Origin of the sequence: Rhodopseudomonas pseudopalustris (assembly GCF_900110435.1) — a bacterium.
Classification (GTDB): domain Bacteria; phylum Pseudomonadota; class Alphaproteobacteria; order Rhizobiales; family Xanthobacteraceae; genus Rhodopseudomonas; species Rhodopseudomonas pseudopalustris.
Map to the genome: position 1 here is coordinate 43,781 of NZ_FODT01000001.1, position 13,487 is coordinate 57,267.

Annotated in this window: 12 protein-coding genes; 1 reads left to right on the forward strand and 11 read right to left on the reverse strand. The window is 64.1% G+C overall.

Annotated features, from left to right (window positions below; translation table 11 throughout):
- Positions 1 to 7: 7 nt before the first annotated feature.
- Both BMY71_RS00195 and BMY71_RS00200 read right to left on the reverse strand, forming a co-directional pair.
- On the reverse strand, positions 8 to 421 hold the full coding sequence (locus BMY71_RS00195) for an META domain-containing protein (RefSeq protein ID WP_092680933.1): 414 nt from the start codon (positions 419 to 421) through the stop codon (positions 8 to 10).
- Between the two features lie 190 nt (positions 422 to 611).
- Entirely contained in the window at positions 612 to 2,276 is a 1,665-nt protein-coding gene (locus BMY71_RS00200) for an L-lactate permease (RefSeq protein WP_092680935.1), read from the reverse strand.
- A 264-nt stretch (positions 2,277 to 2,540) separates the two neighbouring features.
- Between BMY71_RS00200 and BMY71_RS00205 the strand changes: the two genes are divergently transcribed.
- Positions 2,541 to 4,292 carry an ABC transporter ATP-binding protein/permease gene (locus tag BMY71_RS00205; protein ID WP_092680937.1) on the forward strand — a complete coding sequence of 584 codons (1,752 nt, stop codon included), beginning with the start codon at positions 2,541 to 2,543 and terminating at the stop codon, positions 4,290 to 4,292.
- 362 nt (positions 4,293 to 4,654) lie between these two features.
- Here the strand turns inward: BMY71_RS00205 and BMY71_RS00210 are convergent, their stop codons facing one another.
- The 9 genes from BMY71_RS00210 to BMY71_RS00250 all read right to left on the reverse strand — a co-directional run bounded on the left by BMY71_RS00210 (position 4,655) and on the right by BMY71_RS00250 (position 13,332).
- Positions 4,655 to 5,653 carry a TorF family putative porin gene (locus tag BMY71_RS00210; protein WP_011504513.1) on the reverse strand — a complete coding sequence of 333 codons (999 nt, stop codon included), beginning with the start codon at positions 5,651 to 5,653 and terminating at the stop codon, positions 4,655 to 4,657.
- A 457-nt stretch (positions 5,654 to 6,110) separates the two neighbouring features.
- Positions 6,111 to 6,941 carry a hypothetical protein gene (locus BMY71_RS24705; protein ID WP_175557564.1) on the reverse strand — a complete coding sequence of 277 codons (831 nt, stop codon included), beginning with the start codon at positions 6,939 to 6,941 and terminating at the stop codon, positions 6,111 to 6,113.
- On the reverse strand, positions 6,862 to 7,176 hold the full coding sequence (locus tag BMY71_RS24710; RefSeq protein WP_175557565.1) for a hypothetical protein: 315 nt from the start codon (positions 7,174 to 7,176) through the stop codon (positions 6,862 to 6,864). The genes BMY71_RS24705 and BMY71_RS24710 overlap by 80 nt, the downstream gene beginning before the upstream one ends.
- A gap of 28 nt (positions 7,177 to 7,204) precedes the next feature.
- The gene (gene glcF, locus BMY71_RS00225) at positions 7,205 to 8,518 is read right to left on the reverse strand and encodes a glycolate oxidase subunit GlcF (protein ID WP_092680943.1); all 1,314 of its coding nucleotides are present in this window, start codon (positions 8,516 to 8,518) and stop codon (positions 7,205 to 7,207) included.
- Positions 8,515 to 9,756 carry an FAD-binding protein gene (locus tag BMY71_RS00230; RefSeq protein WP_092680945.1) on the reverse strand — a complete coding sequence of 414 codons (1,242 nt, stop codon included), beginning with the start codon at positions 9,754 to 9,756 and terminating at the stop codon, positions 8,515 to 8,517. The genes glcF and BMY71_RS00230 overlap by 4 nt, the downstream gene beginning before the upstream one ends.
- A gap of 20 nt (positions 9,757 to 9,776) precedes the next feature.
- Positions 9,777 to 11,270, reverse strand: coding sequence for an FAD-linked oxidase C-terminal domain-containing protein (locus BMY71_RS00235; protein ID WP_092680947.1), 1,494 nt, complete (start codon positions 11,268 to 11,270; stop codon positions 9,777 to 9,779).
- A 41-nt stretch (positions 11,271 to 11,311) separates the two neighbouring features.
- Complete coding sequence (locus tag BMY71_RS00240; protein ID WP_011504518.1) at positions 11,312 to 11,986, reverse strand: TetR/AcrR family transcriptional regulator; 675 nt, start codon at positions 11,984 to 11,986, stop codon at positions 11,312 to 11,314.
- Positions 11,987 to 12,280: 294 nt separating this feature from the next.
- Complete coding sequence (locus BMY71_RS00245) at positions 12,281 to 12,598, reverse strand: AzlD family protein (protein WP_092680949.1); 318 nt, start codon at positions 12,596 to 12,598, stop codon at positions 12,281 to 12,283.
- Positions 12,595 to 13,332, reverse strand: coding sequence for an AzlC family ABC transporter permease (locus tag BMY71_RS00250; protein WP_092680951.1), 738 nt, complete (start codon positions 13,330 to 13,332; stop codon positions 12,595 to 12,597). Before BMY71_RS00250 ends, BMY71_RS00245 begins: the two co-directional genes overlap by 4 nt.
- Positions 13,333 to 13,487 lie beyond the last annotated feature (155 nt).

Genomic DNA, 13,487 nt, shown 5'->3' on the forward strand with positions numbered 1-13,487 from the left:
CCCGGCTCTAGTTTGTGTTGAGCCGGAACCGCAGCGTCTGGCCGCCGGAGAACGTCACGTAGTCGCCCTGGCGGGTCCAGCCCGTCGCAGCGGTGAGCGCCGCGACCAGCGCGTCATCGGCCTGGGCGCGATCCGGCGGACAGCCACGATCTTCCAGCGCGCCCGGCACGAACACCACGGTGTTGCCCGCGACTGAGAACTGGCCGGCGCCGCTCTTGCACCACAGCTCCAGCCGCGCTTCGCCCTTCTCCCCGATCTCGATCGAGGGAATCCGCTTCGAGCCCGGCTTCGCCGGCGCTTCGAGAGTCATCTCCAGCTCGAACGGAAATTCGTCTGCAGGCTGAGCCGACGATAGGCCAGGCCACGCGGCCATCAGCGCCGCTGCGAACGCGGCACATGTCGCAATTGAACCAGAACGCATCTTGCCTCGGACGTTGTTGGATCCATCCGATCTCTATAACGTTTTCGAGCGAAGCGGGCACCGGTTTGCTTGAAGAAAACGCGTCAACAATAACGCGGGCTCCGGTTCTGATTCGATCAGCCTCCAATCCGGAAACCTGAACCCCGCCGCCATGGCCGCGGGGTCCAAGGCTACACGTTCGCCGGTGGCGCTATTTCAGCACCATTTCGGTGAACGGATAGACGTAGGCCTGCAGCATCACCAGCACGCCGACCAGGCAGGCCAGCGTGATCGAATGCAGGAACACGTAGCGCAGGATCGAGCCTTCGTGGCCGTACCAGTTGGTCGCGGTGGAGGCGACCACGATCGATTGCGCGTCGATCATCTTGCCCATCACGCCGCCGGATGAGTTCGCGGCGCTCATCAGGATCGGCGACAGGCCGAGCTGTTCGGAGGTGATCTTCTGCAGATTGCCGAACAGCACGTTCGATGCGGTGTCCGATCCAGTCAGCGCGACGCCGAGCCAGCCGAGCAGCGTGCCGAAGAACGGATACAGCACGCCGGTCGCCGCGAAGGCGAGACCGAGCGTCGCGTCGACGCCCGACAGGCGCGTCAACGTGCCGATCGCGAGCATCGCCGAAATGGTGATCAGCGAGATCGCGCACAGCCGGATGGTGCGGCCGTACTCGACGACCATCTTGATCGGCGAGATGCCCATCAGCACACCGGAGATCAGCGCCGCGATCAGCATTCCGGTGCCGGTGAACGACAGATAGGTGAAGGAGAACACCGCGCCTTCCGGCGTCGGCTTCGCCGCCACCGGCGGCACCTTGTTGATCATGTTGTGCAGCTCGGGGACCGGATAGGACCAGACGAAAATCGCGTTCGCCCAGGTCTTGAACAGGCCGGTGCCCCAGATCAGCATCACGATGCAGACGATGATCCACGGCAGCAGCGCGCCCCATAATTGCGGCTGCGTCAGCGGCATCTTGTTCATCGGCTTCGGCGGCTTCATGGTCGCGGCGGATTCGTCCTTGCCGCGCAGCGACGGCGACAGCCACAGCTCTTTCGGTTGCCACACTTTGAGGAACAGGATCAGGCAGCCCATCGAGATCAAAGAGGCGCCGATGTCGACGATCCACGGATTGATGTAGTTCGAGATCACGAATTGCGGGATCGCAAACGACACGCCGGTGACCAGGATCGCGGGCCAGATCGCGATCATGCCGCGCCAGCCGGCAAACGCCCAGATCAACCAGAACGGCACCAGCAGCGAGAAGAACGGCAATTGCCGCCCGACCATCGCGCCGAGCACGTACGGGTCGAAACCGGTGACGGTGGCGAGACCCTGGATCGGGGTGCCGAGCGCGCCATAGGCCACCGGCGCGGTGTTGGCGATCAGCGACAGGCCGGAGGCGGCCAGCGGCGAGAAGCCTAATCCGATCAGGATCGCGGCCGTAATCGCCACCGGCGTGCCGAAGCCCGACGCGCCTTCGAAGAACGCGCCGAACGCAAAGGCGATCAGCAGCAATTGCAGCCGGCGATCATTGGTGACGCCGCCGATGGCGCGTTGCAGCAACTCGAACCGGCCGGTCTCAACCGTGATGCGATAGAGAAAGATGACGTTGAGAACGATCCAGCCGATCGGGAAGAAGCCGGTGACGACGCCGAGCAGAGAAGCACGGATCGACATGTTGGCGGGCATGGTGAAGACGTAGATCGCCACCAGATTGGCGAGGATCAGCGCAATGATCGCCGCGAGGTGCGCCTTGACCTTGCCGCTGGCGATCAGCACCAGCAGCGTGACCACCGGGATCGCCGCGGCGACGGTCGACAGAGTCGCGCTGCCCAGTGGATTATAGATTTGATTCCACATTCAAATTCCTCCCTTCAAATCTTTTTTTGATCCGCGCCGTGACCCGGCCGGAACCGAGAAGGGAGGCACCTCGCGCGCGAGAAGGTGAACCCGATCCGTCGAGTTCCTCACAAACGCGCGAAATGGGTAGTCCGCCGTCCCTCGCCGTTACCGTCATGCTAGGGTGCGACAAGAGGGCGCGACAAGCCGCGGTAGTTCGCCCCACCTACAACTTTCGTCTAACGCTCTCCGCCCGGAGAGCTCCGCACCCGGAGAAGCTCATCCGTGTCCAATATCAGTTCCACGCTCACGACCGTTTGGCGGATTGCTGTTCCGTACTTCAGATCCGAAGACGGACGGATGGGGCGCACACTATTGGCGGCCGTAGTTGTCATCGAACTCGCGGTCGTCGGCCTGACGGTGTTGTTCAACCGCTGGAACAACGTGTTCTACAACGCGCTGCAGGAGCGCGACTACGACGTCTTCGCCTATCAGCTCGCCTATTTCTGCGTCCTGGCCGCGATCTGGATCGCGCTCAAGGTCTATCAGCTCTATCTGAACCAGTGGCTGCAGATCCGCTGGCGGCGCTGGATGACCGAGCGCTATCTCGGCGACTGGCTTTACGAGTCTAACCACTACCAGATGCAGTTGCTCGGCGACGCCGCCGACAACCCTGACCAGCGTATCGCCGAAGACACCCAGCTGTTCGTCGAGCGCACGCTGTTGCTGGGCGTCGGGCTGTTGAATGCGGTGGTCACGCTGGCATCGTTCGTCGTCATTCTGTGGGGGCTTTCCAACGAAGCGCCGTTGCATGTGTTCGGCCAGGACATTCCGATTCCGGGCTATCTGGTCTGGGGCGCGCTGATCTACGCGACGATCGGCACCGCGCTGACGCACTGGATCGGCTCGCCGCTCGCCGATCTGAACTTTCGGCAGCAACGGTTCGAGGCCGACTTCCGCTTCAACCTGGTTCGCGCGCGTGAAAACTCCGAGCAGATCGCGCTGCTGCGCGGCGAAAGCGCCGAGCGCGGCAAGCTGTCCTCGCGTTTCGGGCTGGTGGCCGAGAACTTCATGCGGATCATGACGCGCACCAAGCGGTTGACCGCATTCACCGCGAGCTACTCGCAGGCCTCGATCATCTTTCCCTACATCCTGGTGGCGCCAGCCTATTTCGCCCAGAAGGTCCAGCTCGGTGGCCTGATGCAGACTGCGTCGGCTTTCAACAGCGTCCAGGATTCGCTGTCGTTCTTCATCTCGGCTTACCGCACGCTGGCGGAATGGCAATCGGTGGTGACGCGGCTCGACGGCTTCGAGGCCTCGATCCGGAACGCCAACGCGCTGCGGGCCAATCCAGGCGTCACCCGCGTTTCCGCTCCGAGCGGCGATGCCATCAAACTCGACGACCTGAGCCTGACGCTTCCCGCCGGACAAAGGCTGATGAGCGCCGACGATTTCCAGATCCGCAGTAAGGAACGCACTCTGATCGTCGGCCCGTCGGGCTCCGGCAAGTCGACGCTGTTCCGCGCCATCGCGGGGATCTGGCCATTCGGCTCAGGCTCGATCGCGATCCCGCCCGGCGCGAGCGTGATGATGCTGCCGCAGCGGCCATACTTCCCGGTCGGCGAGTTGCACGCCGCGATCGCGTATCCCTCGGAGGCCGAGGCATTCACAAGCGCGCAGGTCGCCGAGGTGCTGAAAGAAGTCGGGCTGCCTGCCCTGGCCGACCGACTCGCGGAGCACGGCCACTGGAACCGGACGCTGTCGCTCGGCGAGCAGCAGCGGCTCGGCGTCGCGCGGGCGCTGCTACACCGGCCGCAATACCTGTTCCTTGACGAAGCCACCGCCTCGCTCGACGAGCCGTCGGAGGCCGCGCTGTACCAGTTGCTCGATCACAGGCTGCCGGACACCACCATCGTCTCGATCGGCCATCGCTCGACGCTCAACGCATTCCACGACCGCGATGCGATCCTGACACGCTCCGGTGAGGGCTTTGCGTTGCAGGACAAGACAGCGGCAGCCGAGCCTGCGGCGGGCTGAGGGGCGAGGCGTGGCTCCCAGCAAGCCGTCACCCGCGAACGCGGGTGAACCAGTATTCCATGGCGCGCATGACGAGCGCACAACGCATCACCCAGAGCTTTTCCGGTTCTGACTGAATCAGAACCGGAGCTCTAACTTGATGTTATGACGCGTTTTCTCGACGCGAGCCGGTATCCACTTCGCTCGAAAACGCTATAGCGCTCTGGGATCACAGGGTCGCCCGGTCGAGCCGGACGATGACCGCGTGGGTTGCGGGGGCGTGGTCAGAGGCGATCGTCGTGACTGCGTGTCGTCCGAAGACCCAAACAAACGAAAAGGGCGGCAGATCGCTCTGCCGCCCTCAAACCCCAGAAGGGAATGACTTACTTGATGTTGCTCTGCAGCGTCACGTCAGCCGACAGCTTGGCGATGAAGGTCGCACCGCACCACTTCGAGCCGAAACCGCCGGGATTGATCGGGGAGACGTCGCCGGTCAGAGTTGCGGTGTAGTCGCTGGTGAAAGCGTTGCAGTCCGCCTTGGACAGATCGGTGTCCGAATAGCGCAGGTCAAGCGTGAACACCCTGTAGTTGAACCCAACGCCCACGTTCCAGGTGTTGTAGTCCTTGTACTTAATGCCGTTCGCGAAAATGGTGCCCGGAAGACCGTAGAAGGAATCCGAGGTTCCAAGCCACTGGCGGCCGAATTCACCCGACACGTACATTCCGACGCCGCTCGGCCCGAAGACCGTGGTCGGAGCCGTGAACTTAGCAGTCAACGACGCGTAGTTGCCCCAGGCGCCGCTGTTCAGGAAGCTCGGGGTATAATACTCGTTGGCGCCGATCGTGAACATGTCGTTCACGGTCCAGTTCACCTTGGCGTAGCCCTCGTAGAAGCTGAGGTCTTTCTTGAGAACGTTGCCGTTGGCCAAAGAGATCGAGTTGATGTCGCCGGGGCACAGCGCGCCGGCGCCGACGCCCGCCGTATCGACGCACTTTCCGCCCGGATACAGGTAGCCGTAAACACCGAAGTCGAACGCGAAGGCGCCGAAGGTCGGGCGGATACCGCCGTAGATATCGACTTCAGCCGCGGCGCGATTGGCGAACGAGATGCTCGACCACGAGGTACCGACGTAGAGCTGCAGATCCTTGGTCACGTTGTAACGCGGTTCAAAATACGCGTTGACCGACGGATTGTTGTTCGACTGGGAAACGCCGCGGAACACGTAGTTGCTCATGACCGCCGCACCGAAGGCGATGTCCCAGGGGTCGAACGCCACGATCGGCGGAGCCTTGGAGTAAACCTTCGCGGGCAGGTCGGCAGCGGAAGCCGAAGTCACGCCGACGGCGAGTACGGCCGCGACTGAGATAATTGTCTTCTTCATAAGGATCCCCATCGATGTGAAGCTAGCCCGACCGAAGTCATAAAGACGCGATGTCGACCTGCTTAGTAACTCCCGCACAATCTGCTTCTAAGCCGGGGAACCGTGAAGCAAAAAACACATGCAGCTGCCAGTTTTTTGGGCAATTCCGCACTTCCATTGCCGAGTAGTTTTGAAGTGTGGCAATTTGACCACGATTTTGCGAGCGGTTCTGATTGGTACTCACGATACCTGGTTGTCCGTACAACACTTTTGGCCGATGGAGGGCGGGCGACAAATAGCCTGCCATCCGGCTCGCGGCGACTGATTCGCGTCAGCCGAACGCCCGCTACGACGGCGGGCTGACAGCCCCGGCGAGCGGCTCGGCCGCCATCCATCAACGCCCACAACGAGCAAGGGCCACGGTGATGACCGTGGCCCTACTGATCAATTCGAACTACCCGCCCGGCAGGCGAGGTCCTCAGACCGAATCCGGCGTCCTGGGATGCGGATGGTGATGGTCGTGGTCACCATCGACATCCGCCTCCTCGTCCGATGGCGCCGGGGATTCGACGGAAGCGTTGTCCTCATGGGAGGCTTCGGCCGTGGCCGGAAACGGCTCGGCGGGAGCCTCGTCATCGGAATCCTCGGAAGCCGCCTCGGGCGGCGGCGACCAGGATCGCTCCGGTTCGGATGCCTCGACTTCGGTCGACCCGGCTTCGGACGAGTCACTCTCTGACGAGAGAGGCTCGGACGAGTCGGGCTCGGACGAGTCGGTTTCGGACGAGTCGGTTTCGGTCGACTCAAGCTGAGACGACGGCGGAGAGAACTCGGTCTCCTCAGGATCAGCGGGCTCGGGCGGCAAGGCGGCGGCCGGCCTTTTGGCTCGTGGCTTGCGCGGCTTGGCCGGCTTCGTCGGCGCAGGGGCTTCCGCGGGCGCGGCGGCGTCGATCAGTCTAAGTATTTCGCTCGGGGAATCGGCCTTTGGCGCTGCCTTACCTGCAACCGCCTTCTTCGGCGGAGCCTTCCTGGGGGGTGTCTTTGCTGTCGTGGCCGCTTTCAGCGCAGTCTTTTTTGCGGTCCGCAGCGCGGCGGTCTTGGCGGCTTTCTTCGCAACTTTCCTGGCGGCTTTTTTGGCAGGCGCTTTTTTCGCGGTGGCCTTCTTCGCCGAAGTTTTCTTCGCGGGTGACTTCTTTGCCGGTGACTTCTTTGCCGGTGACTTGCCGGCCTTCTTACTGGCTGTCTTGACTGTCTTCTTCTTGTTCTTGGTCGAAGGCTTCTTGACCGAACTGTTCTTCGAACCGGACTTCACCGCCTTCTTGGCGGATTTCTTCCCGGCTTTTTTCCCGGACGCTTTGGCGGATGTCTTGGCGTCCTTCTTGGCGGCCTTCTTGGCCTTTTTCTCCGTCAGCAGGAGCTTGGCCTTCTTCGACTGCTCGGCCTTCTTCGACTGCTTGCCCTTCTTGTCCGCCTTGTTCTTTTTGGACTTCTTGTTTTTCGCCATCGTCGTCCTCCTGTTGTGCGGATCGCCCGGGTGCGGCGGTCACGCAATCCGACAGCAGGCCTGTAGCGCGGTCAGCTGATCGCCGGCCGGGGACCACCTGTCGCCCAATCGAGAAGCTCAATCGTGTGCACTACAGGGACGTCCGTTCCGCTGGCGATCTGCACCATGCAGCCGATATTGCCAGCGGCAATCATGTCCGGCTTGACGGAAGCGATGTTGGCGACTTTGCGGTCGCGCAATCTGGTCGCGATGTCAGGCTGGAGAATGTTGTACGTGCCCGCCGAACCACAACACAAATGACTCTCCGGGATATCTTTCACCACGAATCCGGACTTGGAAAGCAATTCTTTGGGGAGCTGCGTGACTTTCTGACCGTGCTGCAGCGAACATGCGGAGTGATACGCGACGACGACATCGCCATGCGGCTGCGGCGGCGACAGCTCAAGGGTGCCGATATATTCGCTGATATCCTTTGCGAGCGCCGAGACCTTCGCCGCCGATGCCGCGAATTCCGGATCCTCGCGCAACATGTAACCATAGTCCTTGATGACGGTGCCGCAGCCTGAGGTCGTCACCAGAATCGCGTCGAGGCCGCCGCGATCGATCTCGCGCAGCCACGCCTTGATGTTGGTACGGGCGTATTCGAGGGTCCGCGTGTCACGCCCCAGATGATGGATCAGGGCGCCGCAGCAGGCTTCATCCGCCGCGAGCACGACCTCGATGCCGTGGCGTGTCAGCAAATTGATGGCGGCGCGGTTGATACGCGGCGCCAGAACCTGTTGGGCGCAGCCGTGCAGCAGTGCGACGCGACCGCGCCTGGGTCCGACCGCCGGGAACATGGTTCCAGAGGCCGGGCCAGGCTCCGGCAAATGCTTCGGGGCGAGCGCCAGCATCGCCTTGATCCGGCTGAGGAACGTCGGATGGGCGAGATCGTGCGATCCTGGCAGCAGCGCCGCCACCGGCCGCAACAGCTGCGCCATCCACATGCTGAAACGGAACATGCCGGGATGCGGCATCAGCCACGACAACAGCTCGCGCACGAGGCGATCGGGCAGCGGCCTCGTATAGTCCCTCTCGATCCGGACGCGCGCCTGATCGACCAGATGCATGTAGTTCACGCCCGACGGACAAGTGGTCATGCAGGCGAGGCACGACAGGCAGCGATCGATATGCTTGACCACGTCCGCCGTCGGCGGCGCGTTGTTTTCCAGCATCTCCTTGATCAGGTAAATGCGGCCGCGCGGGCTGTCCAGTTCATCGCCAAGCAGCACATAGGTCGGGCACGTCGCCGTGCAGAAACCGCAATGCACGCAGGCGCGCAGGATCTTGTCGGCCTCGGCGATATCCGGATCGGCGAGCTGGGCGAGACTGAATTCAGTTTTCATACTGCGGGTCCTCGCGACAACCGGCCGCGATTGAGAATGTTCCTGGGATCGAAACTGTGTTTGACCCGCAGCCCGAGCGCGGCGAGCCCGCTCGGCTGCGGCTGGAACACGTCGACGCTCGCGCGAACCTCGTCGCTGGCGCGGATCAGCGACGCGTGGCCGCCGATCTTGTCGACGCGCTGTCGCAACGCCTTGGCGTGGCCATCCGCGGCCGGCGGCAACGCCGCCCAGATCAATCCGCCGCCCCAGTCGTAGATCACCTCGCCGCCGCTCTCGCGCTGCAGGGCCAGGCCGAATGCCCCACCGGACGCCGGCGGGCAGACGATCCGCCACACTGGCCACAGCGCCCGCGGGCCCGAGGCGGCGAACGGCTCGACGTCGCGGACGGCGCGCCACAGATCGGCCGAGGCCTCGTCCTCGATCAGGTCCGCGGTGCCGAAACTCTTCAGCGCCTCGCGCAGCGACTGGGCGCGATGGCTCGCCGACGAGGTGATCCCCTCGAGCCGCAGCAGCGTCAGCGCCTGATCCAGAGAAGCGATGTCGGCAAGCGCGCCGCCGGTGGTGCGCAACGCCGAGCCCGGCAGATGCGCCGCGCCGCTGACGTCGTAGGGCGAGCCCAGCGCCTGGGTCATCGCCCTGTTGGCGGTGACGTCGTCGAGCCCGCGCAGCACCAGCGTGCGCTCGCTCTCCGGCCGCGGCGTCACCTTCAGTGTTACCTCGGTCATCACCGCGAGCGTTCCCCACGAGCCCGCCAGCAGCTTGCAGAGGTCGTAGCCGGTGACGTTCTTCACCACCTTGCCGCCGGCCTTGAAGCTCTCGCCGAAACCGGACACCGCGTGCGCGCCGAGCAGATGGTCGCGCGCGCCGCCCGACTTGATCCGCCGCGGACCTGCGAGGCCCGCGGCGATCATGCCGCCGATGGTGCCCTCGGTCTCCGGCGTGCCGAGCAGCAACGACGTGTTGATCGGCTCGAAGGCGAATTGCTGGTTCCTGGAATCGATCAGCGACAGCACGTCGGCGACCGGGGCGCCGGCCTGCACGGTGATGATCAGTTCGTTCGGCTCGTAGGCGGTGACGGCATTGAGCGCCGACAGTTCCAGCACCGCATTGGTCGCCATCGGCTGGCCGACCGGCCGCTTGGTGCCGTGACCAATGATCTCGAGCGGCTGCTCATTGGCGATCGCGGCGCGCACCGCGTCCTCGACCTCCTGTGCGTCGCGTACTTTCAACGTGTCCACGGTCGAACTTCGTCCTCAGGTCAGAAACGCGGGATATCCGGAAACGCCGTCTTGCCGCCATGGACGTGCATCCGGCCGAGTTCGGCGCAGCGATGCAGCGTCGGGAACACCTTGCCGGGATTGAGCAGGCCTTCGGAATCGAATGCGCATTTCAACCGCTGCTGCTGATTGAGATCGATGTCGGAGAACATCTCCGGCATCAGATCGCGCTTCTCGATCCCGACGCCATGCTCGCCGGTCAGCACGCCGCCGACCTCGACGCACAGCCGCAGAATGTCGGCCCCGAACGCCTCGGCCTTGTCCATCTCGCCGGGCTGATTGGCGTCGTAGAGGATCAGCGGATGCAGATTGCCGTCGCCGGCGTGGAACACATTGGCGACGCGCAGCCCGTAGTGCTCCGACATCTCGGTCATCCGCCGCAACACCTGCGGCAACTTCGCGCGCGGAATGGTGCCGTCCATGCACAGATAGTCCGGCGAAATCCGGCCGACCGCCGGGAACGCCGCCTTGCGGCCGGACCAGAACAGCAACCGCTCCTTTTCCGACGTCGAGATCTGGCAGGTGGTCGAGCCGCAGCCGAGCGCAATCGTCTCGACGCGCGTGATCAGTTCGTCGACCTCGACCTGCGGGCCGTCGAGCTCGATGATCAACAGCGCCTCGACGTCGAGCGGATAGCCGGCGTGGACGAAGGCTTCGGCGGCGTGGATCGCGGGCTTGTCCATCATCTCCATGCCGCCGGGAATGATGCCGGCGCTGATGATGTCGGCGACGCATCGGCCGGCGGCCTCGACGTCGGTGAAGCCGACCATCAGCGCCCGCGCGGTCTCCGGCTTGCGCAGGATGCGGACGGTGACCTCCGTGATGACGCCGAGCAGGCCCTCGGAGCCGGTGATCACGCCCATCAGATCGTAGCCCGCGCACTCCGCAGCCTTGCCGCCGATCCGCAGGATCTCGCCGGTCATCAGCACGATCTCGCAGCCGAGCACGTTATTGGTGGTCATGCCGTATTTCAGGCAATGCACGCCGCCGGAATTCTCCGCGATATTGCCGCCGATCGAACAGGCGATCTGCGACGACGGATCGGGCGCGTAGTAAAAGCCGGCGTGGTCGACTGCCTGGCTGATGGCGAGGTTGGTGACGCCGGGCTCGACCACCACTGCGCGGTTATCGAAATCAATCTCACGGATGCGCTTGAACTTGCCGAGCCCCAGCAACACGCCGTCGGCGAGCGGCAGAGCGCCGCCCGATAGTGAGGTGCCAGAACCGCGCGGCACCACCTTGATGCCGTGCTTGTGGCAGTAGCGAAGAACCTCGGAGACCTGCTGCGTCGTGCCCGGCAACACCACCACCATCGGCGGCTGGCGATACGCCATCAGCCCGTCGGACTCATAGGGCTTCATCTCGGCGGCGCTGGAAATGACGCCCTCGCCCGGCACGATCTTGCGCAACGCCGCCACGATCTGGTCGCGGCGCGCCAGCACGGACTGGTCCGGTTCCGGCATCAATATGGTCATGCGATACTCCTGCGCTGGCTCGGCACGCGCGGCCTGGGAGTTCAGGCCCCGACCAGACTACGTGACGGCACCACCGCCTGTACCACAAGCCCGCGTGCGCGCGCATCCATCACGCCGACCGCCCGCAGCGCCAGCAGTGTCACAGTCTGCACCGCATCGCGCAACTTCACCGGGTCGTCGAGATTGTCGGGCGCCAGCGGGCCGACCAGCGATTCATGGACCGCGCCAAGCAGCGCGGTCGCCGCCAGCGCCGTGTCCTGTGCAGGCAGATGCCCGGCCTGCACCGCAGCGACGATCCGCGATTCGACCTCGTTGGCGATCTCTCGACGGCTGGCGAGCCGCGAGGCCGAGACATCGACATCGACTGGTTCCGCGAGAATTCCCCATGCCAGCTTGCGGTGCGACAGCACATGGACCGCGACCGTGGTCACCGCAGCGGCCAGCGCCGAGGACGGACCGGGCGCAGCATCGGCGGCGCGGCGGATTGCAGCCAGTTCGTCGCGCGACACGTCCGCGATCAGTTCGGAGATGAGATCGGCCTTTGACGGGAAGTAGCGGTAAACTGTTCCGGCGGCGACGTTGGCCCGGTTCGCCACCGGGGCGATCTGCACCGCCGCCATGCCGCCTTCCGCCGCGGCCTCGCGCGCCGCGGCCAGGATGGCGCTGCGCCGCGCAGCCAGTCGCTTCACGACCTGATGGGTCCGCCGGTAAACCATGGCGTTCTCGTCCCGGGATCGAGCGTTCCCGATCCCGGAAAGAGATCGGACAGTCACCGCTCATCAAGATCTTGGGGCAAAAGGCGGTAGCAAGGTCCGACCGCTTCACCCAAATCAGTTATAAAAGTGAACAACTATTCAGAGGCGAAGGCAAGTCCTTACAGCAATGAAGTGAATAGCATGACCGCAGCTATCGCGTTTTTGAGCGAAGTGGACACCGGTTCGCGTGAAGAAAAACGCGTCAGAACAGAAAGTTAGAGGTTCGGTGCTGATCCCATCCGAACCGGAAAAGCGCTAGCCGCCGAAGCCGAGCGCGCGCGCCAGAGCAGCTACCGACATACCGGTTATCACGGCCATGAAGTCATTGCGACGAATGATGCTGACCGCCATCGCCGCGGCGATTGCGAACATCACAATCGGCCCGCCATTGACCGCGACCGGCAGCGCCGCGGCGACGATGATCGAACCCGGTAGCGCATCGAGCATCCGCCGCACCCGCGGCGTGACGTTGACGTAGCCCATCAGCCAGTAACCGCCGAGCCGCGAGGCCACCGTCACCGCGGTCATCACCGCGAACGCGATCATCACGTCGCTGCGCAACACCTCGCTCATGCGGCGCGCTCCGGCGGCGGCGGCTCGTCCATCAACCCGGCGCTCAGAGCGCCGGAGATCGCACCGGCGATGATGAACCAGTAGCCCGGCGTCAGCCAGTGCACGGTGAGCGCGACCACACCCGACACCACCCACGGAATCGCGCGCCGCGGCCCTTTCCAGGCCGGCACCAGCATCGCGGCGAAGAACGCCGGCATCGCGAGATCGACGCCGAACTTCTTCGGATCGGATAGTTGCTCGGCGAGCAGATAGCCCGGGATCGCGGAGACCAGCCAGACGAGATACAGCACGATGCCGCCGGCGACGAAAAACCAGGCATTGGCGCCGCCATGCTCGCGATAGCGCATCGCCGCGAGCCAGCCGCCATCGGTCACCAGCAGCATCGCCGGATAGGCCTGCCACGCCGGCAGCGTTCCGAACCAGGGCCGCATCGAGGCGGTCATCAGAAAGAACCGGATGTTCACTGTCGTCGTCAGCAGCGCCAGCGTCGCGATCGTCGACGGCGTAAGCGTCGCCGGCCAGGACTGCACGGCGACGTATTGCGACAGCCCGCCATAGACTGTGGCCATCATCACTTCGACTTCGGCCAGCGTGAAATTCTTCTGCGCGCACAGCGCACCGAACGCCATGCCGAAGGCGAGCGTGCCCGGCAGCAGCGGGCCGATCGCGATGACGCCGGGCCAAATCGCCTCGCGCGACCAAAAGGCCGGGGCTTTCGGAATGTGAGTGGTCATAAATCCTGATTCCGGGTGCGGATCATGCCTGCGGGCCGCGCGCGCCCAGGTCAAGCGGTCGCCGGTTCATGGCACCATGCACGGGGCCGGAAGGTCGGGAGGTATCCAGGCTGCACCAATGGCGCCGACGTGCCTTGGACGGCGGGCTTTGGTCG

Coding starts and splice junctions, on each gene's coding strand:
- BMY71_RS00235 (WP_092680947.1), bottom strand. CDS start 11,270: ATGACCATATTGATGCCGGAACCGGACCAGTCCGTGCTGGCGCGCCGC.
- BMY71_RS00195 (WP_092680933.1), bottom strand. CDS start 421: ATGCGTTCTGGTTCAATTGCGACATGTGCCGCGTTCGCAGCGGCGCTG.
- BMY71_RS00245 (WP_092680949.1), bottom strand. CDS start 12,598: ATGAGCGAGGTGTTGCGCAGCGACGTGATGATCGCGTTCGCGGTGATG.
- BMY71_RS00250 (WP_092680951.1), bottom strand. CDS start 13,332: ATGACCACTCACATTCCGAAAGCCCCGGCCTTTTGGTCGCGCGAGGCG.
- BMY71_RS00240 (WP_011504518.1), bottom strand. CDS start 11,986: ATGGTTTACCGGCGGACCCATCAGGTCGTGAAGCGACTGGCTGCGCGG.
- glcF (WP_092680943.1), bottom strand. CDS start 8,518: ATGAAAACTGAATTCAGTCTCGCCCAGCTCGCCGATCCGGATATCGCC.
- BMY71_RS00200 (WP_092680935.1), bottom strand. CDS start 2,276: ATGTGGAATCAAATCTATAATCCACTGGGCAGCGCGACTCTGTCGACC.
- BMY71_RS00210 (WP_011504513.1), bottom strand. CDS start 5,653: ATGAAGAAGACAATTATCTCAGTCGCGGCCGTACTCGCCGTCGGCGTG.